Origin of the sequence: Actinoplanes sp. URMC 104, from assembly GCF_051386375.1 — a bacterium.
Lineage (GTDB): Bacteria > Actinomycetota > Actinomycetes > Mycobacteriales > Micromonosporaceae > Actinoplanes.
Genome location: NZ_JBPQTO010000004.1, coordinates 234,520 through 256,593, shown reverse-complemented (window position 1 = coordinate 256,593; position 22,074 = coordinate 234,520). Strand labels below are relative to the sequence as shown.

Sequence of the window (22,074 nt, the reverse complement as noted above, 5' to 3'; positions counted from 1 at the left end):
TCCACCCTACGACGCCCGACAGCACGTACCAAATGCCTGTTTTGAGGTACCCGTCGGGGTTGTCCCATAGATGTATCGCAACCGCCCGAATCGGCCTTCGTTGGGCAGACCCGTAGACGCCGCCCACCGCGGCCGAACTCGGGAGGAACTCCATGACGCCCGCCAGGTCGCTGGCCGCCAGTGTCGTCGCGCTCGGATTCGCGAGCGCCCTCACCGCACCGCAGCCCGCGCTGGCGGCGCCGGGGCCGTGCGACCAGCCGGGGTTCGCGGCGCAGTCCGGCGCGGAGCTGCTGCGGATCAACAGGCTCGAGGTGCGCACGACCGCTCCGAGGAGGTCGGACCGGGAAGGCGTGCCGGGCGAGGACGGCGAGGACGACACGGCGGACCGCGCGGCGCAAGGCGAGCACACCGACACGTCGGGCGCCGGCGGTGGGGAGCCGGTGGACGAAGGCTCGGAGGATGACGACGAGCGCGGGCCGCGGACGAGCGTCGTGCAGGACGTACGGGTGGGCGAGGCGCGCACGGCGATGATCGGATCTGCGCGGATCGCGTCGGCTGCCTACGCCCGGATGCTGGACGGTTACCCGGGCGACAAGGCCTCGGGCACGTACGCCTCGCTGGTCAAGCCGCTGCTGCAGAAGGCGCCTCCGACCAACGCTGAGGGCGCGCGGCGCACCACGCCCGCCGGCCGTCCCGGTCCGCTGCGGCTGGGACGCGGGCGGCTCGACACGCACGCGCGGTGGGATGCCGGCATGGCGTGCGGGCAGGTCGTGGGCGAGACGGGACGGGCCGAGGCCGAGCTGGGCAGCGTGGGCCTGCTCAAGTCGGTCGTCAGCGTTCCCGGCGGCCTGACGAGCCGGGGAACGACCGCGCTGGAGCATCGGGCGGGCGAGACCCGTACGGTCGCCCGGTCCACCTTCGCCGCCGAGCGCATCGACCTGGCCGGCGGCCGGATCCGGCTGCGGGTGCTGCAGGCGCCCACCCTCGAGGCCGCCATGTCGGCCGCGGCCGGCGGCAAGGTCGACTACCGGCCCGCGATCGTCGAGGTCTCCGGCGAGGGCATCGCCACCCAGCGCCTGGACGCGGCAGGCGAGCACGTCGACGTGGCGCTGACGCCCGACGCGCACGCCACCGAGTCGGCCCCGCTGACCGAACCGGTCGATGTGGGCGGGCTGCGCAAGGCGAAGCCGCTGGGCGTTCCGGCGGTCCCGGGCCTGCCCTCGGTGACCGACCCCGAGCCGGAGTCGGCGCCCACCACCGGCGGCGGCATCCGGCTGCGCCTCGCGCTGGGCGACGTGCGCCACGCCGTCCGGGGTCAGGCGATCGCCGCACGCGCCACGGCCGTCAAGGTGTCGCTGAGCCAGGCCACCGCCTCGGGCAACAGCTACGGCGGCACGTCGGCCGTCTCGCTGACCATGTCGCTGGGGGTACTCGAGGCGGCCGCGGTCTCCCTCGGTCCCAAGCAGCGGGCCTCCCCCGCGACCGCGGGCTCGGGCGGCGGCCTGCCCGTCACCGGCGCGCGCCTGAACCGGCTGGCCTGGATCGGCGGCGGCCTCATTCTGGTCGGGATCGCGGCCGTGCTGGCCGGTCTGCGCCGGCGTCGCTCCCGGGTCTGACCCCGCCTCCGAGACCGGCGCCGCTCGCGGGTGGGACTCCACCTCCGAGACCGGCGCCGCTTGCGGGTGGGACTCCACCTCCGGATCCGGCGTCGCTCCCGGATGTGGCTTCACCGCCCGAACCGGCCTCGTCCCTCGGTGCCGGCTCGCCTCCGGGAGCGGCGTCGTCCGGATGGAGAGATGTCGATCTCCTGATGGATGAGGCCGACCGGAACGGACGGACCCTTCTGCTCCGCCGAGCGGCCCGAAGGCCGTCCCGGACCGAGACAACGATCGATTCGTAGCGTTGAGTGAGCATTACACCTGCGGGGGGTGCAGGAGGACGCGGCGTCGCATTCGGAGTTTCCGGTTGTCCGAATGTGGCGCCGCGCCCATGCGACACGGCAGACCCGCCCGCCGGCATCCCGCGACGGTCAGAGCGGCAGGGGCGTGGCCAAGCGTTGCGACCCGAGCAGCAGATCCTCGGCCTCGGCATAGTCGACGGCGATCGCGTGCAGGACGTACACCGCCAGGTCCGCGGCGGCCTGGACCTCGTCGGCGGTCGGCGGAAACGCGGCCGGCGCGGTCAGCGTCACGGCCTCCGCCGAGGTGAGCACGTCGGCGAGGACCGAGGCCAGACCTTCTCTCGTACGGGTCATCCACTCGTGCAGCGCGGCGGCCAGGTCGGCGGTGGCCTCGAAGCGCTCCTCGAGGCTGTCGTGGTCGCCGGACAGCTGCCTGATCGTCCGGCGGCGCAGGTCCTCGTATGCGTCGGCGGCCTCGCCCTCCCAGTCGTCTGGCGGCGGCAGCGAGCCGGCGACCTCGGCGCAGACCCGCGCGCCGGCGCGCAGCTCGGGGGCGGCCCCGGCCAGCGCGGACGGGCGCAGCTCGGCCACGGCGCGAGCCGCGTCGGCGGGCATGAGCCGTACGCGTCGAAGGTCGTCCCACAGCGGGTGACCCGGCGGCGCCCCGGCGCTGTCGAGAACGTCCTCGGCCCGGCGCAGCAGCGGGGCGGCGGCGTCGAGCAGCTCGTCGAGCCGATCCATCACAACTCCTGGTGGAAGCGGCGCTCGACCGCCTCGTCGGTTTCGGCGTAGTGGCGGCGGGTCGTGCGCACCGAATCGGCCATCCGGGCCAGGTGCGCGGCCGCCGCGGACGCCTCGTGGGCGCGCGCCTCGACCACGGCGGCCCAGTGATCGTGCAGGGCACGACCGACCCGACCGGGCAGGCCCGGAGCGCCGGCGTCTCGGGGCGCTCCGGAGGCGGCGAGCGTGGCCGGGACGGCGAACGCGACGAGCAGAGCGGGCGCCTGGCGGGACAGCGCGGTCACCGCGTCGGCGGACTGGTCGAGACGGTCGGCAAGGCGGTCCATGTCAGGCCTCCCCCAGTGAGCGGAGCTTGCCGAAGATTTCGTCGCGCAGCTTCTCGCGTGCCCAGCGGGCGGCCTCGGCGGCGCTGGCGACGGTCGCCTGCAGCTCGCGGGCGAACTCGGCCGGCTGGCGATGCCGCAGCTCGCCGTGGATGCGGATGTCGGCGATCTCGCCGGAAGCCGTCACGGTCACCTCGATCGAGTCGTCGGGGGAATGAACGGAGACCCGGTGCGCCTCGACCGCCCGGTCGTAGTCGCCGCGCAGCTGCTCGACACGTCGATGCCTCTCGATCGCCTCACTGATCCAGGCCTCGTCGATCTCGCGTGCCATGCCGGAGGCTCCTCACCGTGTGTCAGCGCGCCGTCGCGTACCGGGCTCAGACCGTACCCGGAAGAGTGACGCCTTCGCTACGGCTCGTTTTCCACTGTGGATAACTTGGGGCCTCTGGACAGCGCCACCGTTTCTGTCGGTGCCGCGCAATACCATCGGTGCCGTGAGTGACGTCTTCGCCGATCTGGTGGGTCAGGACGAGCCGGTTGCCACGCTGCGGCAGGCCGCGGCGGCTGCGGCCCGGGTGGTGGCTGGCGAGCAGGTGGCCGCCGGCGCCATGACGCATGCCTGGATCTTCACGGGCCCGCCGGGCAGCGGACGCTCGGTGGCCGCGCGGGCGTTCGCGGCGGCGCTCGAGTGCGAGCGCGACGGCGTGGGCTGCGGTGAGTGCCACGGGTGCCACACGACGATCGGCAGGACCCATGCGGACGTACGGTTCGTGGTGCCCGAGGGTTTGTCGATCGGCGTCAACGAGATGCGCGCGCTGGTGCTGCGGGCGGCGAGCGCGCCCTCGGGGGGCCGGTGGCAGGTCGTCGTGATCGAGGATGCCGACCGGCTCACCGAGCAGGCGGGCAACGCGCTGCTCAAGGCCATCGAGGAGCCGCCACCACGCACGGTCTTCCTGCTGTGCACGCCGTCGACCCACCCCGACGACATCTCCGTGACGATCCGGTCCCGCTGCCGGGTGGTCACGCTGCGGCAGCCGCCGGCCGACGCGGTGGCCGAGGTGCTGGCGCGCCGTGACGGCGTCGCGCCTGACGTGGCTGCCTGGGCGGCGGCCGCGGCGCAGGGGCATGTCGGGCGGGCCAAGCGGCTGGCCAGGGATGCCGACGCGCGGGGGCGGCGCGAGGCGGTGTTGTCGGTGCCTCGGCGGCTGACCGGGGTAGGGGCCTGCTTCGAGGCGGCCAGCGCGCTGATCAAGGCGGCCGAGGCCGAGGCAGCGGAGCAGCTGGTCGAGACCGACGCGGCCGAGCGGTCGGCCCTCGAGCAGGCCCTGGGCGCCGGCGGCACGGGCCGGGGCGCGGCGGGGGCGATGCGCGGCGCGGCCGGCCAGCTGAAAGATCTGGAACGCCGGCAGAAGTCGCGGGCCACCCGCTCGAAACGCGACGCGCTCGACCGGGCGCTGGTCGACCTGGCGGGCTTCTACCGCGACGTGCTCATCACCAACCTGCGCGCGCCGGTCGGCGTCGTGCACACCGACGTGGCCGCCCAGTCGGAGGCCGCGGCGGGCAAGTGGTCGCCCGAGAGCGCGCTGCGCCGCCTGGAGGCGGTGCTGGCGTGCCGCCAGGCGATCGATGAGAACGTCAAACCCGAGATCGCCGTGGAGGCCATGATGCTGAACCTGTGGCGCGGCTGACCGCCGGCGGGACGTTCGCTCAGCGACGGCTGTAGCGGCCAGGCCCGTCGGGGGTGTCGTCGTCGTTGATGCCGATCAGCTCGGCCATCTCTTCGAGCGGCGGCTCGTCGTCGCGGCTCGCGCGCTTGTCCGGGGCGGTGGCCGGCCGGCGCTCGCCGTCGCGGCTGTCGGGCTCGACCCGGGCGGCGACAGGCTGGGTGATCTCGCCGCCGCCGGCAGGGTAGGCGACAGGCTCCGTGCCGTCCGCGTCGCCTCGCTGCGTGCCGTCCGCGTCGACTCGCTGCGTGCCGTCCGCGGCGGCGGGGCTGGCGACTCGCTGCATGCCGTCCGCGGCGCCGGGAGTGGCGACGGGCTGATCGGCGGCCGGGGCGGCAACGGGCTGCGTGGCATCCGCGCCGGTGGGAGTGGCGGCCGACTGCACCGCGCCAGCAGCGCGCGAAGCGCGCTGTGAGGTGTCCGCGTCCGTGGAAGCGGCGGCAGGTTGCGCGCCGTCGGCGTTAACGGGAAAGGCGACAGGCTGTGTGCTGTCTGCGCGGGTAAGAGGGGCGACTCGCTGCGTGCTTTCCGCGTCGGTGGAAGCGACGACCCGCTGCGTGGCGTCCGCGTCAGCAGAAGCGGTGACGGGCGCGGAGGGAGGGGTGACGACGGGCTGCGTGGCTTCCGCGTCAGCGGGGGCGTACGCGGAAGCGGAAGGACGAGCGGCGACGGGTTGCGTGGCGTCAACGTCGGCGGTGGAGGCGGCGGGCGCGGCGGAGGTAGCGGACGCCGTGGAGGCCGCGGGCTCGGCGGAGGCAGCGGGCGCGGTGGGAGCAACGGACGCGGTGGAGGCGGCGGGGGTGGTGAGGGGCTGGGTGGGCTCGGCGGTCAGGTCGGGAGCGCCGAGGTCGGGGCCCGGCGGCACCGCCGTGGAGGCGGGGGCGGGATGCTGGGGCTCGCCGGGGCCGAGGAGGGCGGCGAGGCGGGTGCGGACCACCTCGGCGATCTCCTCGACGGGGCGGGCCGCATCGAGGACCAGGTAGCGCTTCGGGTCGGCGGCGGCCAGGTCGAGGAAGGCGTAGCGGACCCGTTCGTGGAACGACCGGGACTCGCTCTCGAGGCGGTCGGCGCCCTCGCCGCGGGAGTCGACGCGGCCCAGGCCTACGCCGGGGTCGACGTCGAGCAGCACGACGAGGTCGGGCTTGAGGCCGCCGGTGGCCCACGACGACAGCCACGAGATCTCGGCCACCGGCAGGGTGCGGCCGGCGCCCTGGTAGGCCAGCGACGAGTCGACGTACCGGTCGCTGATGACGACGGCGCCGCGGGCCAGGGCCGGGCGGACGACCGTTGCGACGTGGTGGGCGCGGTCGGCGGCGTACAGCAGAGCTTCGGCGCGGGCGGAGGGAGTCTCGGTCTTGTCGAGCACCAGCCGGCGGATGCGCGAGCCGACGTCGGTGGCGCCGGGCTCGCGGGTGACCACCACGTCGCGACCCTCGGCCTGCAGGAACGAGGCGAGCCGGGTGACCTGGGTCGACTTGCCGGCGCCCTCGCCGCCCTCGAAGACGACGAAGACGCCGCTGCGCACGAACTCCTCGTGCGGCGACAGCGGACGCCCGCGCATCGAGCCCCACAGGTCGGCCAGCACGGGTACGCCGCGCTTGTCGTCCATCTGGCGGAACGAGCCGATGCCGACGAACACGCCGACGGCGCCCGCGACCAGCAGCAGCACGCGGGTGAAGGACAGGTCGAAGCTGAACGCGCCCAGGTCGATGCGGCGCGAGCTGCCCAGGCCGACGAGGAAGCCGGAGAGCGTGATGGCGAGCAGCAGCACCATCCGCACGCCGATCTGCACGACGGCGAACACCCGGCCGCGTACGGCGTCGTCGACCTCGCCGTAGAGCAGCGTGGTGCCGGCCAGGAACGCCATGCCCGCGCCCGCGCCCACCAGCAGCGCGCCGACCAGCGCCATCGACAGGTGGAACGCGACGCCCAGGAACATCACCGAGCCGCTGGCCAGCACGATGCTCATGCCGAACCAGCGCCGCCGGGACAGCTCCCGGATGATCATCGGGCCGAGGCCGATGCCGACCGCGAGGCCCATGAAGATCGTGCCGAACAGCAGGTAGAACGCGGCCTCGCCGGCGCCCAGCGAGGTGGCGAACGTCTTGGCGGCGCCGATCACCACGCCGCCGGCGGCGAACGCGCCGAAGATGCCGAGCACCAGGCCGCGCACGAGCGGGGTGGTGCCGATGTACTTCCAGCCGTCCAGGAACTGACGGGTCATGCTCTGCTGGGCTTCCTGCTCGCGCGCCGCGCTCTTGCCGCCGATCTCCTTGATGCCGAAGAAGACGGTGATCGCGGTGACGAGCCGGGAGATCGCGTTGAGGTAGAGCGCGATCTGCACCGGCTGGGCCCAGTCGGGCAGGGTCGCGCCGGACTGCTGGATGCCGGCGGTGAGGGCGGAGAGCGCTAGCGCAGCGAGGATCGGCGTGATGCCGTACGTGGTGACGAGCGTCAGCTGGTTGGAGACCTCGATCCGCGACTTCGGGATGAGGTTGGGCACCGCGGCTTCCTTGGCCGGGATCCAGATCAGCGTGATCGTCTCGCCGATGAACGTCGCGATCGTCGCCCAGGCCACGGTGACACCGGGCGACCCGCCGAACAGCGGCACGAGCGGGATCGAGCCGTAGAAGACGAACCTGATCAGGTCGGTGATGACCATGGTGTAGCGCCGGTCGAACCGGTCGGCGAACACGCCGGCGATCGGGCCGAGCAGCAGCGCGGGCAGCAGCCGTACGGCGATCGTGCCGCCGAACGCCGCGCCCTGACCGGCGCTGCTCTCGAACTGCGCCGCGGCGAAGATGCCGGTGGCGAGCAGGCCGATCCAGTCGCCGAACGAGGCGAGGCCGAGCACGAGCCAGAGGCGGCGGAAGGGCCGGATGCGCAGCACCGAGCGCAGCGCTGCCGCGCCCGACAGGTCGACCGGGCCGGTGTCCCGCGTTTCGGTGTCGATGGCCGTACCTCCCGTGATCCCCGCAGGGTGCACTCTATCGGGCGGCGCGAAGCCGTCCGGTCACCCACGTTCGGGTATCGAATAAGTGAAGAGGTTTCGTATTGCTGGTGACGGCGATACGGTGCTGGCGTGAGCGCCGACCGCATCGCCCTGAAGGAGCGGCTCGACCGAGCCACCGCCCATCTGGAGACGCCCGTGGCGGCCGTCGACCTGGCGGCGTTCGACGACAACGCCGACCAGCTGGTGGCGCGGGCCCAGGGCAAGCCGCTGCGCGTGGCGAGCAAGTCGGTGCGCTGCCGCACGCTGCTGGAACGCGTGCTGGCCCGCCCCGGCTGGCGCGGTGTCATGGCGTACACGCTGCCCGAGGCGATCTGGCTGGTGCGCTCGGGCGTGACCGCCGACGTGCTGATCGCGTACCCCTCGGTCGACCGCACCGCGATGCGCGAGCTCACCGCCGAGGCGAAACTGGCCGACGCCATCACGCTCATGGTGGACCACCCGTCGCACCTCGATCTGGTCGATCAGGTCACCCCGCCGGGCGACCGGCCCGCCGTACGCCTCTGTCTGGATCTCGACTCCTCGTGGCGCCCGGCCGGCGGGCTGCACATGGGCGTGCGCCGGTCCCCCGTGCACTCGGCCGGCCAGGCCTCGGCCCTCGCGCGCCGCATCACCGCGCGCCCCGGCTTCCGGTTGGTCGGCATGATGTCGTACGAGGCCCAGATCGCCGGGCTGGGTGACCTGCCACCCGGTCAGGCGCTGCGCGGACGGGCGATCCGCCTGATGCAGTCGCGCTCGTTCCCCGAGCTCGTCCGGCGGCGTGCCGAGGCGGTCGCGGCCGTGCGGCAACACGCCGACCTGGAGTTCGTCAACGGCGGCGGGACCGGCAGCGTGGCGGCGACCGGAGCCGACCCGGCCGTCACCGAGGTCACCGCCGGATCGGGCCTGTACGGGCCGACGCTGTTCGACGCCTACTCCGCGTGGCGCCCGACCCCGTCCGCGTTCTTCGCGCTCAGCGTCGTGCGCCGCCCGGCGCCGCGGATCGCCACCGTGCTCGGCGGGGGCTGGATCGCCTCCGGGCCGGCCGAAGCCTCGCGGCTGCCGACCCCGTACCTGCCCGAGGGCCTGGCGTTCAAGCCGGACGAGGGCGCCGGCGAGGTGCAGACGCCGCTGCTCGGCGCGGCGGCGGCCGCCCTTCGTCCGGGCGACCGGGTCTGGTTCCGTCACGCCAAGGCCGGCGAGCTGTGCGAGCACGTCAACGAGTTGCAGCTGGTCGACGGCGGGTCAGCGACGCCGGCCCCGACGTACCGGGGGGAGGGTCATGCCTTCCTGGGGTGACCGCTCAGGCGGTCACGTGCCGGTGCAGGTACTCCCTGATCAGCGCCTTGGCCTCGGTGAGCACCGCCTCGTCGCCGTGCGGGTCGCGCCGGAACGCCAGCTTGATCAGCGCGTCCGCCGCCTCCACCGAGATCTCCAGCGAGAACCGCAGCCGGTCGCGGTCGATCAGCTGGAACTGGTCGACCAGCAGCTCGGCGAGGCGCTCGGCGATGACCGCGTTGTTGTCGCGCTCGACGTCGAGCAGGTGCACGTCGACCACGTCGCCGAAGTGCAGCGTGCGGAAGCCGGCCACCGTACGGTGCATCTGGATGAAGATGTCGATCGCCGCGTCGACGCCGTCCCACCAGTGGGCGAACGTCTCGTTGGCGAAGCGATCGGACAACCCCTGCAGGTACGCGTCCATGTTGCGCATGGCCAGCGCCTGGACGATCGCCCGCTTGTCGGGGAAGAACTGGTAGACCGAGCCGATGGCGACCTCGGCCCGCTCGGCGAGAAGCGTCGTGGTCAGGCCCTCATAGCCGACCTCGTCGACAAGCTCGGCGCAGGCGTCGAGCATGCGCTGGACCCTGGCAACGCTTCTGCCCTGCACCGGTACGCGCCGCAGCGGCCCGGTGGTGACGGTTGGTGTCGACACGCGTCGCCACTCCCTCTCAGCAGTGATAATCGGAACGTTACTCGGATCAACGAGCGAGAGGCATCGACGGGACGCGCGGTGCGGCTGTCCGCTCGTACGGAGGACAAGAACTTAAATGGCGACCCCCCGGAACGCCCGCCGCTGGATCAACTGGGGCGGCAACCAGCAGTCGTTCGCGACCGACGTTCTCACCCCCGGCACTGTCGACGAGGTGGCTGCTCAGGTCAAGGAAGCGTCGGGAACCGGACGCCGGGTCAAGGTGGTGGGCAGCGGTCACTCGTTCACCGCGATCGCCGTCGCCGACGACCGGCGGATGCTGCTCGACCGCATGACCGACCTGATCTCGGTGGACGGCCCGCTGGTCACCGTGCAGGCGGGAATGCCGCTGTGGAAGCTCAACGAGGCGCTCGCCCGTAACGGGCTGGCCATGCCCAACCTGGGCGACATCGACGCGCAGACCGTCGCCGGGGCGATCTCCACGGGCACGCACGGCACCGGCGCGACCCACACGACGCTGGCCTCCTGCGTCGAGGCGGTCACGCTCGTGACCGGCAACGGCGAGGTGCTCACGGTCGGCCGCGACGACGAGCTCCTCCCGGCGGCGCGGCTCGGGATCGGCGCGCTCGGCGTCCTCGTCGAGGTGACGCTGCGCTGCGTGCCGGCGTTCACGCTGCTCGCCGACGAGCGGCCGATGGCGCTCGCGGACGTGCTGGCCGGGCTCGACGAATGGATCCCGGCGAACGACCACGTCGAGTTCTACTGGTACCCCTACACCGACCGAGCGCAGCTCAAGCGCAACAACAAGGTGCCCGCCAACGACCGGCCGCTGACCGCCTTCCGCGGCTGGCTCGACGACGAGTTCCTGGCCAACACGCTGTGGCAGGGGGTCTGCCGGCTCGGCCGCCGGGTTCCGGCCGTCGTCCCGGCCGTGCAGTCGATCGCCGCGCGAGCGCTCACGGCCCGCACCTACACCGAGCGCTCGGACCGGGTCTTCTGTACGCCGCGGCGCGTGCACTTCACCGAGATGGAGTACGAGATCCCGCGCGCGGCGCTGCCCGAGGTGCTCGACGCGCTGCCGCGGATCATCGACGGCCTGCCGTTCAAGGTCCAGTTCCCGGTCGAGGTGCGGTTCACCGGGCCCGACGACGTGTGGCTGTCGCACGGGTACGGGCGCGAGTCGGCGTACGTGGCGGTGCACCAGTTCAGCGGGGCGCCCTACGAGCCGTACTTCCGGGCGTTCGAGGCGGTCTGCCGGCCGCTCGGCGGCCGGCCGCACTGGGGCAAACTGCACTACCGTACGGCCGAGGACCTGCGCCCGGTCTATCCGAGGTTCGACGACTTCGTGGCCGTGCGCGACCGCCTCGACCCGGCCCGGGTCTTCACCAACGAATACCTGGACCGGGTGCTCGGCGTCTGAGCCCTACTCCGCGGCGGCCGTCGCCTTGACCGGCGCGGCCGCCTTCTTCGCAGCGGCGGGGGCGGCGTTGGCGGCTTTCTTCGCCGGCGCCGCCTTCTTGGCAGCGGCCTTCTTGGCGGGCGCCGCCTTCTTCGCCGCGGCCTTCTTGGCAGGCGCCTTCTTCGCGGGCGTCTTCTCGGCAGCGTCGGCGGCCTTGGCCGGCGCCTTCTTCGCCGCCCGCTTCTTGGGCGCCGGGCCCTTGGCCCGCTTCTCGGCCAGCATCTCGGAGGCCTGCTCGACCGTGAGCTCCTCGGGCGTCTGGTCGCGCCGCAGCGAGGCGTTGTATTCGCCGTCGGTCACGTAGGGGCCGAACCGGCCGTCCTTGATGACCATCGGCTTCTGGGTCACCGGGTCGGGGCCCATCTCGCGCAGCGGCGGCTTGGCCGCGCCCCGGCCCCGGGTCTTCGGGGCGTTGAGCAGCGCCAGCGCCTCGTCGAGGGTGACCGTGAACAGCTGGTCCTCCGAGGCGAGCGAGCGTGAGTCGGTGCCGCGCTGCACGTACGGGCCGTACCGGCCGTTCTTCGCGATGATCTCGTTGCCGTCGGGGTCCTTGCCGACCACGCGGGGCAGACTCAGCAGCTGAATCGCCTGCTCGAGGGTGAGCGTGTTGGGCGACTGCGAACGGAACAGCGAGCCGCGGCGTTCACCGCTCTCCACGTAGGGTCCGAACCGGCCGGACTTGAGCAGCACTTTCTCGCCGGTCTGCGGGTCGTCGCCGAGGCTGCGCTCACCGCCGCCGCCGAGGAACAGTTCCTCGACCTTTTCCGGGGTGAGTTCGTCGGGCGCGACGCCCTCCGGGATCGAGACCCGGTTGCTCGGGTCGTTCGTCTGCTCCTCGGTCGCCCCGGGCTTCTGACGTTGCAGGTACGGCCCGTAGCGGCCGACCCGCACCACGATGTGGTTCCCTTCCTCGTCGTCGAAGAGGGGAATCGAGTTGATCAGGCGGGCGTCGATCGCGCTGAGGTTCTCGGTGACCAGCTTGCGCAGGCCGCCGGCCTTGGCGATCGCGTCGTCGGCGCCGGCGGTCTGGCTGCCGAAGTAGAAGGCCGTGAGGAAGTCGAGCGAGGCGTGGTCGCCACCGGCGATGCCGTCGAGGTCGTTCTCCATCGCGGCGGTGAAGCCGTAGTCGACGAGGCGCGGGTAGTGCGTCTCCATCAGGTTGACCACGGCGAACGCGATGAACGTCGGGATCAGCGCCTGGCCGCGCTTCTCCACGTACCCCCGGTCCTGGATCGTCTGCATGATCGACGCGTACGTCGAGGGGCGGCCGATGCCGAGCTCCTCCATGGCCTTGACCAGCGACGCCTCGGTGTAGCGGGACGGCGGGCTGGTGTGGTGGCCGGCGGCGGTCAGCTCGTCCGCGGTCAGCGGCTGGTCCTTGGCCAGGTTGGGCAGGCGGCGCTCGGCGTCCTCGGCCTCGGCGTTCTCGTCGTCGGAGGACTCGACATAGGCCCGGAGGAAGCCGGGGTCGGTGATCGTCTTACCGGTCGCGCCGAAGTCGACCTCCTCCTGAGCGGAGGAGATGGCCCGGATGCGTACGGAGATCGAGTTGCCGATCGCGTCGGTCATCTGCGAGGCGACGGTCCGCCGCCAGATGAGCTCGTAGAGGCGGAACTCGTCGCCGGACAGCTCGTTGGCCACCTCGGCGGGAGTGCGGAACGAGTCACCGGCGGGCCGGATCGCCTCGTGCGCCTCCTGCGCGTTCTTGACCTTGCCGGTGTAGCGGCGGGGCTCCGGCGGCACGCTGCGCTCGCCGTACAGCTCGGCGATCTGCCGGCGGGCGGCCGCGATGGCCGTCTCCGACAGGTTGACCGAGTCGGTTCGCATGTAGGTGATGTAGCCGTTCTCGTACAGCCGCTGGGCCGTCCGCATCGCCTGGGCCGACGACATGCGCAGCTTGCGAGCGGCTTCCTGCTGCAGCGTCGAGGTGATGAACGGCGCGTACGGGCGGCGCCGGTACGGCTTCTCCTCGACCCGGGTGACGGTGAACGCCTGGCCCTCGAGCCGGGCGGCCAGACCGCGGGCGCCGGCCTCGTCGAGTTGCACGACGGCCGCGCCCGGCTTGAGACGGCCGGTGGTCGCCTCGAAATCCTTGCCGGTGGCGATGCGGTCGCCGTTGAGCGCGATCAGCGTCGCGCCGAACTGGCGCGGGCCCTCGACCTGGCCCTGGACGGCCAGCAGAGCGTTGATGTCCCAGTACTCGGCGCTGCGGAACGCCATGCGCTGCCGCTCGCGCTCGACCACGATGCGGGTCGCCACGGACTGGACCCGGCCGGCCGACAGCTTCGGCATGACCTTCTTCCAGAGGACCGGGCTGACCTCGTAGCCGTAGAGGCGGTCGAGGATGCGGCGGGCCTCCTGCGCGTCGACCAGGTTCTGGTCGATCTGACGCGGGTTCGCCACGGCGGCCTGGATGGCGGGCTTGGTGATCTCGTGGAAGACCATCCGGTGGACCGGGACCTTGGGCTTGATCGTCTCGAGCAGGTGCCAGGCGATCGCCTCGCCCTCGCGGTCCTCATCGGTGGCGAGGAAGATCTCGTCGACCTCTTTGGCCAGCTTCTTGAGCTTGGCGATCTGCTGCTTGCGGTCGGCCGAGATCACATAGAGCGGGTGGAAGCCGTTGTCGACGTCGACGCCCAGACGGGCCCACGACTCGCCCTTGTACTGCTCGGGCACCTCGTCGGCGTTCTTGGGCAGGTCGCGGACATGGCCGATGGAGGCCTCGACCAGATAGTCGGGGCCCAGGTAACCGGCGATCGTCTTGGCCTTCGACGGGGACTCGACGATGACCAGACGGGTCGTCCTGGCGTCACTCGGCACGGCACTCCCAAACTTCGCTCACACTCGGTTTCCGCCATCCGGACCGGCGGAGCACAGACTTTCAACGTAACGCGCCGGACGAGGACACATTCCCCGACGGCCCCGGAGTCGGATGGTAACGGTCCGGCCACCGTATGCCTCCGACGGCGACACGGTACACCGGGAACATGCTGTCGTGTCGCACACAATCCAGGAAGATCACGCACCCGCGCCGCCCGGCCAGAGTTCCGGGGGCGCCGCGTCCGGCCGGTCCCCGACCAGCTCAGCGAGCCGCGCGACCCGCCGCTTCCCCATGATCAGATAGCGCCGTCCATCGTCCGACACCCGCCCGGCCAGACCGGCGCGGACCAGCGCCGCATCGATCTCCGCCGTGTCCTTGGCGGGGTCGAGCCCGAGCGCGTAGCCCCCCGGCGCCGGCTCCCCGGCGGCCGCCACCCAGAGACGCAGGCGGGGGCCGCTCAGGAAAAGCTGGGCGGCCGCCCGGGGCCAGGCCTGCGCAAGACCGTTCAACCTCCGGGAGTACGCCGTGAGAACCTCGAACCGCGGCCCGGCCGGCTCCCCCTCCCCGTCACCCTCCGCGCCACCGTGCCCGTCCCCCACCGCGCCACCGTGCCCGTCCCCCACCGCGCCACCGTGCCCGTCCCCCACCGCGGCACCGCGCCCGTCCCCCACCGCGCCGCCGCGTCCATCACCTTCCGCGCCACCGCGCCCGTCCCCCACCGCGCCGCCGCGTCCATCACCTTCCGCGCCGCCGCGCCCGTCCCCGACCGCTTCATCCCGGCCGCCCAACCCCACTGGTTCGAACATTTCCGATTCTTCGGTTTTGCGCTGAGTGGCCGAGGTCAAATGTGGGGCGGCCGGGCCGGGCGATGCGGCGCTCGGCGACTCGGAGCTGGGCGGAGCTTCCTCCGCGGCGGGCAGCTCCTCGGCCTCGATCGGCGTGGAGACGAGGTCTCGTACGGCGTCGGTCTGGTCTTGATTCAAGGGGCGCCAGCTGACCACGAGCCCGCGCATGACCAGCTCGGGGATCAGAACGTGCACCCGCCACGCGGCGTCGACCGGGACGGAGACGCGGGCCGTGCCGCCCATGCGCCCCAGCCGCCCGGGACCCGCGAGCAGGCCGGCCAGGTCGGCGGGTGAGGGCTCCGTGGTCTCGGCGCCGAAGAACGGCAGCTGGCGCCCCGCGTCGTGGACCGAGGCGGGACGGGGTTGAGCGGGTCGCTTGGCAGCCTGGACCGGCGCGGGGAGCACCTCGCGCGGGATCAGCGGCCACCCCGTCTCGGTCATGTCACCGGCACTCGGGCACTTCGTCGAACGCGGCCTTGAGCTCGGCGGAGCTGAGCTTGCTCGTGTCGAGGCCGCTCGCCTGGTAGTCGCTCTGCAGCTGCTGGACGACCTGGGAGACCCGCTGATAGAAGGTGTCGGCCGGCGCGGTCTCGAGCGCCTGGATGCCGCTCTTGGCCTTGGCGTAGGCATCGCGGGTGGCGGCCAGCGACCCCAGGAAGCCGTCGGCGATCTGGGCGCCGTTGTCGACGTCGGGCACCCCGGCCTTCTCCACCCCGGCCCGGGCACGCTCGCTCGCGTCCTCGGCGCCGCCGAAGAGCCGCATCAGGTTTTCCTTCGCCTGGCCGGGCGTGGTGGCGGTTTCCATCTGCTGCTGGGTGCGGCTGGTGAGCGAGCCGATCTCGGTGCGCCACGGCTCGAGGGTGGTGCACACCGAGGCCGCCCACGCCCGGGCGCTGTGCGCGCCGGAACAGGCGGCCAGGGGTGCGGTGAGTGTCAGCAGAACCAGCAGTACGAGGGGTCGGGCCGGGCGCATGGGAAGCAGCGTACGGGCAAGGTCCGACATCCTCATCTATGGTGCGGGGCACCCGGCCCACTCGGCCGGGTGCCCCGTTGTCGTGCTCGGCGTCAGGCGGTGACCTTGGCCGTCGGCGTCGAGTTGCTCGCCGGGGTGTCGTCGCCCATCGAGATCGGCTTGCGCTTGCTCCACACCACCGCGCCGGCGATGATCGCCGCCGCGACGATGGCGATCGCGATGCGCAGCGCGTCGTTCTGGTCGTTGCCGATGCTCCAGGCCACGACGGCCGGGGCGATCAGCAGCGAGACCAGGTTCATGACCTTGAGCAGCGGGTTGATGGCCGGGCCCGCGGTGTCCTTGAACGGGTCGCCGACGGTGTCGCCGATGACCGTCGCGGCGTGCGCCTCGGAGCCCTTGCCGCCGAAGTTGCCGTCCTCGACCAGCTTCTTGGCGTTGTCCCACGCGCCGCCGGAGTTGGAGAGGAAGACGGCCATCAGCGTGCCGGCGCCGATCGCACCGGCCAGGTAGGACGCGAGCGCGCCCGCGCCCAGCCCGAAGCCGACCGCGATCGGAGCCATGATCGCCAGCAGGCCCGGGGTGAGCAGCTCGCGCTGCGCGTCGCGGGTGCAGATGTCGACCACCCGGCCGTACTCGGGCCGCTGGGTGCGGTCCATGATGCCGGGGAACTCGCGGAACTGGCGGCGGACCTCCATGACGACCGCGCCCGCCGAGCGGGACACGGCGTTGATGGCCAGGCCGGAGAAGAGGAACACGACGGCCGCGCCGACCAGCAGGCCGACGAGGTTGCGCGGGTTCGAGATGTTCAGCAGGCCGAGGATCTCGTTCTGCACCCGGTCGGCGGAGATACCGGCGTCGGCGAGCGAGGTGGCCAGGCTGTTGGTGTACGAGCCGAACAGCGCGGTCGCGGCGAGCACGGCGGTCGCGATCGCGATGCCCTTGGTGATCGCCTTGGTGGTGTTGCCCACCGCGTCGAGCTCGGTGAGGATCTGCGCGCCCTTCTCGTCGATGTCACCGGACATCTCGGCGATGCCCTGCGCGTTGTCCGAGATCGGGCCGAAGGTGTCCATGGCGACGATGACGCCGACCGTGGTCAGCAGGCCGGTGCCGGCGAGCGCGACCGCGAACAGCGACAGGGTGAGCGACGAGCCGCCCAGCAGGAACGCGCCGAAGACGCCGGCGCCGAGCAGCAGCGCCGAGTAGACCGCGGACTCCAGGCCGACGCTGATGCCGGCGAGCACGACCGTGGCCGCGCCGGTCTGCGACGACTTGCCGATGTCCTGCACCGGGCGGCGGTTGGTCTCGGTGAAGTAGCCGGTCAGCGCCTGGATGGCGGCGGCCAGCACGATGCCGATGACGACCGCGCCGATCGCGATCCAGCGCGGGTCGCGGCCGCTGGCCAGGACGTCCGCCGCGATGTTCTCGTCGTTGAAGCCGGCGAACGTGGACGGCAGGTAGACGAAGCTGACCACGGCGACGATCACCGCGGAGATGACCGCGGAGATGTAGAACGCCCGGTTGATGGCGGTCAGGCCGTTGCGGTCGCTGGGGCGCAGCCGGGTGATGAACACACCGAGGATGGCGATCACGACGCCGACCGTCGAGATGATCAGCGGGAAGATCAGACCGTCCTGACCGAACGCGGCGGAGCCCAGGATCAGGGCTGCCACGAGGGTCACCGCGTACGACTCGAAGAGGTCGGCCGCCATGCCGGCGCAGTCACCGACGTTGTCGCCCACGTTGTCGGCGATGGTCGCGGCGTTACGCGGGTCGTCCTCGGGGATGCCCTGCTCGACCTTGCCGACCAGGTCGGCGCCGACGTCCGCGGCCTTGGTGAAGATGCCGCCGCCGACCCGCATGAACATCGCGAGCAGCGCCGCGCCGAAGCCGAAGCCCTCGAGCACGGTCGGGGCGTCGCCCCGGAAGATCAGCACGACGAGCGCGCCGCCGAACAGGCCCAGGCCGACCGTGAGGAAGCCGACCACGCCGCCGGTGCGGAACGCGATGCCCATCGCCTTCTCGCGGCCACCGTTCTCGCCGGCCGCCGCGGCCACCCGGAGGTTGGCCCGGGTCGCGAGCGCCATGCCCGCGCCGCCGATGAACGAGCTGAAGACCGCGCCGACGATGAAGAACAGCGAGCGTCCGATCTTCACCCAGACCTCGTTGTCGGTGTCGTGCACCGGCAGGAGGAAGAGCAGGACGACCGCGATCACCACGAAGATGGCGAGGGTCTTGAACTGGCGGAACAGGTAGGCCGATGCGCCTTCTTGGACGGCTCCGGCGATCTCCTGCATGTTCTTGGTGCCCCGGCCGGCCTTGAGAACCGACTGGACGAACATCGCCGCGAAGCCCAGCGCGATGAGCGCGAAGACCAGAGCGACGATGACAAATGTGACGTTAGAACCACTTAACGAGGTCCCGGACATCAATGTCCTCCTGTACACCGACCGCGCCCGGGACGGCGGACGACACCGCCCGGGCGCATCCCCGTCCAAGGGGGAGACGACAACTGGGTCCCGCGGCCGCGGGACCAGGAGCAGTAGCTGATAACTCGCGTACTGTATCGGCCAGGCGTGTCGGTGGTCACACCCGGATCCGGCCGTGTCGTGGTGATAATTACCGCTGTGTTAGCGGGGGCCCGACTGGGTACTCACGAAGATTGATATGGTCGTGAGCTTGGCTTTTGGTTTTCGGCGCCTCTCAGCGGCGCCGAACAGGCCAGACCATGCGGACCTCGGTGCCCAAACCGTCCTCGACGGGGCGCACCTGGAGGTCGTCCACGAAACCGGCGAGCAGCGCGAAGCCCACGCCGGTGGTCAGCGCCTCGTCGGTCAGCGACTCGTCGGCGAGCTCGTCGGGCGGCAGCTTGGCCAGGCCGATGCTCGCCTCGATCGGGGCGTGGTCGATGACCCGTACGGAATATGAGTCCGAATCAGACATCTCGACGGTCACCAGGTCGGGCAGGCCGTACTGGTTGTGCAGGGCGACCGCCCGGGTGCAGGCCTCGCCGATCGCCAGGCGGACCTCGTCGAGCAGTTCCTCGGCGACACCGGCGCGCCGCGCCACGGCGACGCCGACCAACCGGGCCGTGCGCACGTGCACGGGTGCCGGGGAGAAGGACAGCCGAACAGTCGCCATCACGAAGTCGCGCTGTCGTCGCTGTCTCGGGTCGCAGCCTCGATCGTGGGATAGATCGGGAACACCTGGTCGAGCGCCGTGATCCGGAAAATCTTCAGCAGGGCCTCCTTGGAGCAGACGAGGCTGAAGCGCCCGTTCGCCACCCGCAGCCGCTTCATCGCGCCCACCAGCACGCCCAGGCCGGTGGAGTCGAGGAACTCGACACCGCCCAGATCGACGACGACGCTGCGCACCCCTGAGTCGACCAGCTCCACGAGGCGCTCGCGCAGCCTCGGAGCCGTGTAGACGTCGACCTCGCCGCCGACCTCGAGCACCGTGTGCTCGGCGACGGTCCGGGTCGCAAGGGACAGCTCCATCGCTCCTCCTCCCTGCGGGCCACGTTCCTCCGGGGCGATCTCCCCAGCGAATCTAACCACCGCCCGGTACCCACCCGCCGTCCGGCTCCACCGTCGTACCCGTTTGAGGTTCGAGCCATTCCGGTGTCACAGTGCACGGCGTGACGTCGACCGCCCACAGCCCCGCCGAGTTGCTTCACCGGTTGCGGGCACGCACGTCGGCCTCCCCGGTCACCCACGTCGAGCAGATCCCCGCCCGCGAGGGCCGTACGGCGCCTTGGCCCTCGTGGGCCTCCGCCGACGTGATCGCCGCGCTGACCGCCCAGGGCATCGCGCGGCCGTGGGAGCACCAGGCCACCGCGGCCTCGCTCGCGGCCGAGGGACACCACGTGGTCGTGGCGACCGGCACGGCGTCGGGCAAGTCGCTCGCCTATCAACTGCCGGTGCTCTCCCGGCTGCACGACGACCCGCGGGCGACGGCGCTCTATCTCTCGCCCACCAAGGCGCTCGCGGCCGACCAGCTGCGCGCGGTCGCCAGGTTCGGCCTCGACGGGGTGCGACCGGCGACGTACGACGGTGACACCTCGCGCGAGGAGCGGGAGTGGATCCGGCAGAACTCCCGGCTGGTGCTCACCAACCCCGACATGCTGCACCACGGACTGCTGCCGGGGCACTCGCGCTGGGCGACGTTCCTGCGCCGGCTCGCGTACGTGGTGGTCGACGAGTGCCACGCCTACCGTGGGGTGTTCGGCTCGCACGTCGCGCACGTGCTGCGCCGGCTGCGACGGCTGGCCGCCCGGTACGGAGGGTCGCCGACGTTCGTGCTGGCCTCCGCCACCTCGGGCGATCCCGCGGACGCGGCGTCGCGGCTGACCGGCCTGCCGGTGAGGGCCGTGACGACCGACGCCTCGCCGCGCGGGGCCACCACGTTCGCGCTGTGGGAGCCGCCGCTGCTCCCGCCCGAGGACCCCTTCGAGGACACGCCGCCGACCCGCCGGTCCGCCCTGAGCGAGACGGCCGACCTGCTCGCGGACGCGGTGGCAGCGGGCACCCGGACGCTCGCGTTCGTCCGCTCCCGGCGCGGCGCCGAGGTGGTCGCCACGATGACCCGGCGCGCGCTGGACGAGGTGGTGCCCGGCCTCGGCGACCGCGTGGCGGCGTACCGGGCGGGCTACCTCAAGGAGGACCGCCGCCGCATCGAGCGCGCGCTGCTCTCCGGCGAGCTGCTCGCGCTCGCCTCCACGAACGCGCTCGAGCTCGGCGTCGACCTGGTCGGGCTCGACGCCGTGCTGATCTGCGGCTATCCCGGCACGCGGGCGTCGCTCTGGCAGCAGGCCGGCCGCGCGGGCCGGGCCGGCGGCGAGGCGCTGGCGGTGCTGATCGCCCGCGACGACCCGCTCGACACCTACCTGGTGCACCACCCGTCGGCGCTGTTCGGGCGGCCGGTGGAGACGACCGTGCTGGACCCCTCGAACCCGTACGTGCTGGGCCCCCAACTGTGCTGCGCCGCCTCCGAGGCGCCGATCACCGCGACCGACCTGGCCCTGTTCGGCGGCGACGCGGCACGGGCCGCCGTCGACGGGCTGACCGCCTCCGGCGCGCTGCGGCGGCGCCCGTCCGGCTGGTACTGGACGCATCCCGGCCGCCCCGACGTCGACCTGCGCGGCGCCGGTGGCGCGCCCGTGTCGGTGGTGGAGGCGTCGACCGGCCGCCTGCTCGGCACGGTCGACCAGACGTCGTCGCACGTCATGCTGCACACCGGCGCGGTCTATCTGCACCAGGGCGTGACCTATCTGGTGGACGAGCTCGACCTCGAGGACGCGATCGCGCTCGTGCATCAGGAGGAGCCCGACTGGACGACGCAGGCCCGCGACGTCACGGACGTCTCCGTGCTGGGCGTCCGCTCGTACGTCGACGCCGGCCCCGTCGGCCTGTTCCTCGGCGACGTGGAGGTCACCAGCCAGGTCGTCTCCTACCAGCGCCGCCGCATCGGCTCGGGCGAAGTGATCGACACCCGCCCGCTGGACCTGCCCGTACGCGAGCTGCGCACCGTCGCCGTCTGGTTCACCGTCTCGCCGCGCGCGCTGGACGCCGCCGGTGTCGAGCCGCCCGACGTGCCCGGCGCCCTGCACGCCGCCGAACACGCCGCCATCGGCCTGCTGCCGCTGATCGCCACGTGCGACCGCTGGGACATCGGCGGCCTGTCCACCGCGAACCATGTGGACACCGAGGCCCCCACGGTCTTCGTCTACGACGGCCACCCCGGCGGCGCGGGCTTCGCCGAGAGGGCGTACGCGACCGCAGCCGCGTGGCTGTCCGCCACCCGCGAGGCCATCGCCGCGTGCGCCTGCGAGGCCGGCTGCCCCGCCTGCGTCCAGTCGCCCAAGTGCGGCAACGGCAACAACCCGCTCCACAAGCCCGGCGCCGTCCAGGTGCTCGGCACCGTGCTGGCCGCCCTGCGCTCGGCCGGTCATTCCGGCAGCGCGTAGATCGGTCCCGCCCGCGCCGTGGCGACAGCCCGGGCGTCCAGTCCCGGCAGCGCGCGGACGGTGACCTCCGCGCGCACCACGACGTCGAGGCCCTCGACCACGCAGGACGCCATCCGGCCGCCGTTCGCTACGACAAACCGCTCGGCCCGCCCGCACGCCACCTCGGGCCCGTGGATCGCCTTCGCCGCGCCTGCGAGGGCTCCCAGGTCGGCCGCCGTGCGGGCCGCGTGCCTGCCGACGCGCGCCGCGCCCACACCGGCCGCCGCCATACCGGCCGCCACCAGGAACAGGCCGATCGCCAGCACGAGAATCGTGGCGGCGCCCCGATCGCGCCCTCTCACCGGAGTGGAGCGGGCTCGCAGGCTTCGGAAACCGCGCCGGGGCCCGGTCACAGGACCGGCTCGGGC

The 22,074-nt window shown here is 72.5% G+C and carries 17 protein-coding genes; 5 read left to right on the top strand and 12 right to left on the bottom strand.

The window, feature by feature from the left end; genetic code table 11:
- Window positions 1-152 precede the first annotated feature (152 nt).
- A complete protein-coding gene (locus tag ACSNN8_RS14940; protein ID WP_436649784.1) occupies window positions 153-1,616 on the top strand; it encodes a hypothetical protein in 1,464 nt (487 codons plus the stop codon).
- Between the two features lie 413 nt (window positions 1,617-2,029).
- On the opposite strand, the gene ACSNN8_RS14935 is transcribed toward ACSNN8_RS14940, so the two are convergent.
- The 3 genes from ACSNN8_RS14935 to ACSNN8_RS14925 are packed head-to-tail and all read right to left on the bottom strand — an operon-like array spanning window position 2,030 to window position 3,295.
- Window positions 2,030-2,641 carry a hypothetical protein gene (locus ACSNN8_RS14935; protein ID WP_436649783.1) on the bottom strand — a complete coding sequence of 204 codons (612 nt, stop codon included), beginning with the start codon at window positions 2,639-2,641 and terminating at the stop codon, window positions 2,030-2,032.
- Window positions 2,641-2,967, bottom strand: a complete 327-nt coding sequence (locus ACSNN8_RS14930) for a hypothetical protein (RefSeq protein WP_436649782.1) — start codon at window positions 2,965-2,967, stop codon at window positions 2,641-2,643. Before ACSNN8_RS14930 ends, ACSNN8_RS14935 begins: the two co-directional genes overlap by 1 nt.
- Window position 2,968: 1 nt before the next feature.
- On the bottom strand, window positions 2,969-3,295 hold the full coding sequence (locus ACSNN8_RS14925) for a YbaB/EbfC family nucleoid-associated protein (RefSeq protein ID WP_436649781.1): 327 nt from the start codon (window positions 3,293-3,295) through the stop codon (window positions 2,969-2,971).
- 163 nt (window positions 3,296-3,458) lie between these two features.
- Here ACSNN8_RS14925 and ACSNN8_RS14920 point away from each other — a divergent pair, with 163 nt between their 5' ends.
- Window positions 3,459-4,652, top strand: coding sequence for a DNA polymerase III subunit delta' (locus ACSNN8_RS14920; protein ID WP_436649780.1), 1,194 nt, complete (start codon window positions 3,459-3,461; stop codon window positions 4,650-4,652).
- Between the two features lie 19 nt (window positions 4,653-4,671).
- Here ACSNN8_RS14920 and tmk read toward each other — a convergent pair whose 3' ends face one another.
- The gene (gene tmk, locus ACSNN8_RS14915) at window positions 4,672-7,542 is read right to left on the bottom strand and encodes a dTMP kinase (protein ID WP_436650725.1); all 2,871 of its coding nucleotides are present in this window, start codon (window positions 7,540-7,542) and stop codon (window positions 4,672-4,674) included.
- Between the two features lie 228 nt (window positions 7,543-7,770).
- Here tmk and ACSNN8_RS14910 point away from each other — a divergent pair, with 228 nt between their 5' ends.
- Entirely contained in the window at window positions 7,771-8,976 is a 1,206-nt protein-coding gene (locus ACSNN8_RS14910) for an amino acid deaminase/aldolase (RefSeq protein WP_436649779.1), read from the top strand.
- Window positions 8,977-8,980: 4 nt separating this feature from the next.
- On the opposite strand, the gene ACSNN8_RS14905 is transcribed toward ACSNN8_RS14910, so the two are convergent.
- Window positions 8,981-9,610, bottom strand: a complete 630-nt coding sequence (locus ACSNN8_RS14905; protein ID WP_436649778.1) for a TetR family transcriptional regulator — start codon at window positions 9,608-9,610, stop codon at window positions 8,981-8,983.
- Window positions 9,611-9,725: 115 nt separating this feature from the next.
- Here ACSNN8_RS14905 and ACSNN8_RS14900 point away from each other — a divergent pair, with 115 nt between their 5' ends.
- On the top strand, window positions 9,726-11,027 hold the full coding sequence (locus ACSNN8_RS14900; protein WP_436649777.1) for a D-arabinono-1,4-lactone oxidase: 1,302 nt from the start codon (window positions 9,726-9,728) through the stop codon (window positions 11,025-11,027).
- A gap of 3 nt (window positions 11,028-11,030) precedes the next feature.
- Here the strand turns inward: ACSNN8_RS14900 and topA are convergent, their stop codons facing one another.
- The 6 genes from topA to ACSNN8_RS14870 form a co-directional block, all read right to left on the bottom strand.
- The gene (topA, locus tag ACSNN8_RS14895; protein WP_436649776.1) at window positions 11,031-13,886 is read right to left on the bottom strand and encodes a type I DNA topoisomerase; all 2,856 of its coding nucleotides are present in this window, start codon (window positions 13,884-13,886) and stop codon (window positions 11,031-11,033) included.
- A 198-nt stretch (window positions 13,887-14,084) separates the two neighbouring features.
- Complete coding sequence (locus ACSNN8_RS14890; RefSeq protein WP_436649775.1) at window positions 14,085-15,173, bottom strand: hypothetical protein; 1,089 nt, start codon at window positions 15,171-15,173, stop codon at window positions 14,085-14,087.
- A 1-nt stretch (window position 15,174) separates the two neighbouring features.
- The gene (locus ACSNN8_RS14885; protein WP_436649774.1) at window positions 15,175-15,705 is read right to left on the bottom strand and encodes a hypothetical protein; all 531 of its coding nucleotides are present in this window, start codon (window positions 15,703-15,705) and stop codon (window positions 15,175-15,177) included.
- 92 nt (window positions 15,706-15,797) lie between these two features.
- Window positions 15,798-18,131, bottom strand: a complete 2,334-nt coding sequence (locus tag ACSNN8_RS14880; RefSeq protein WP_436649773.1) for a sodium-translocating pyrophosphatase — start codon at window positions 18,129-18,131, stop codon at window positions 15,798-15,800.
- Window positions 18,132-18,405: 274 nt separating this feature from the next.
- Window positions 18,406-18,846: an ATP-binding protein gene (locus tag ACSNN8_RS14875; protein ID WP_436649772.1), complete on the bottom strand. Its 441-nt coding sequence runs from the start codon at window positions 18,844-18,846 to the stop codon at window positions 18,406-18,408.
- Window positions 18,843-19,199 carry an STAS domain-containing protein gene (locus ACSNN8_RS14870; RefSeq protein WP_436649771.1) on the bottom strand — a complete coding sequence of 119 codons (357 nt, stop codon included), beginning with the start codon at window positions 19,197-19,199 and terminating at the stop codon, window positions 18,843-18,845. The genes ACSNN8_RS14875 and ACSNN8_RS14870 overlap by 4 nt, the downstream gene beginning before the upstream one ends.
- A gap of 140 nt (window positions 19,200-19,339) precedes the next feature.
- On the opposite strand from ACSNN8_RS14870, the gene ACSNN8_RS14865 reads away from it, so the two are divergent.
- Window positions 19,340-21,667, top strand: a complete 2,328-nt coding sequence (locus ACSNN8_RS14865) for a DEAD/DEAH box helicase (RefSeq protein WP_436649770.1) — start codon at window positions 19,340-19,342, stop codon at window positions 21,665-21,667.
- On the opposite strand, the gene ACSNN8_RS14860 is transcribed toward ACSNN8_RS14865, so the two are convergent.
- Window positions 21,649-22,008: an Rv3654c family TadE-like protein gene (locus tag ACSNN8_RS14860; RefSeq protein WP_436649769.1), complete on the bottom strand. Its 360-nt coding sequence runs from the start codon at window positions 22,006-22,008 to the stop codon at window positions 21,649-21,651. The genes ACSNN8_RS14865 and ACSNN8_RS14860 overlap by 19 nt on opposite strands.
- Window positions 22,009-22,074 lie beyond the last annotated feature (66 nt).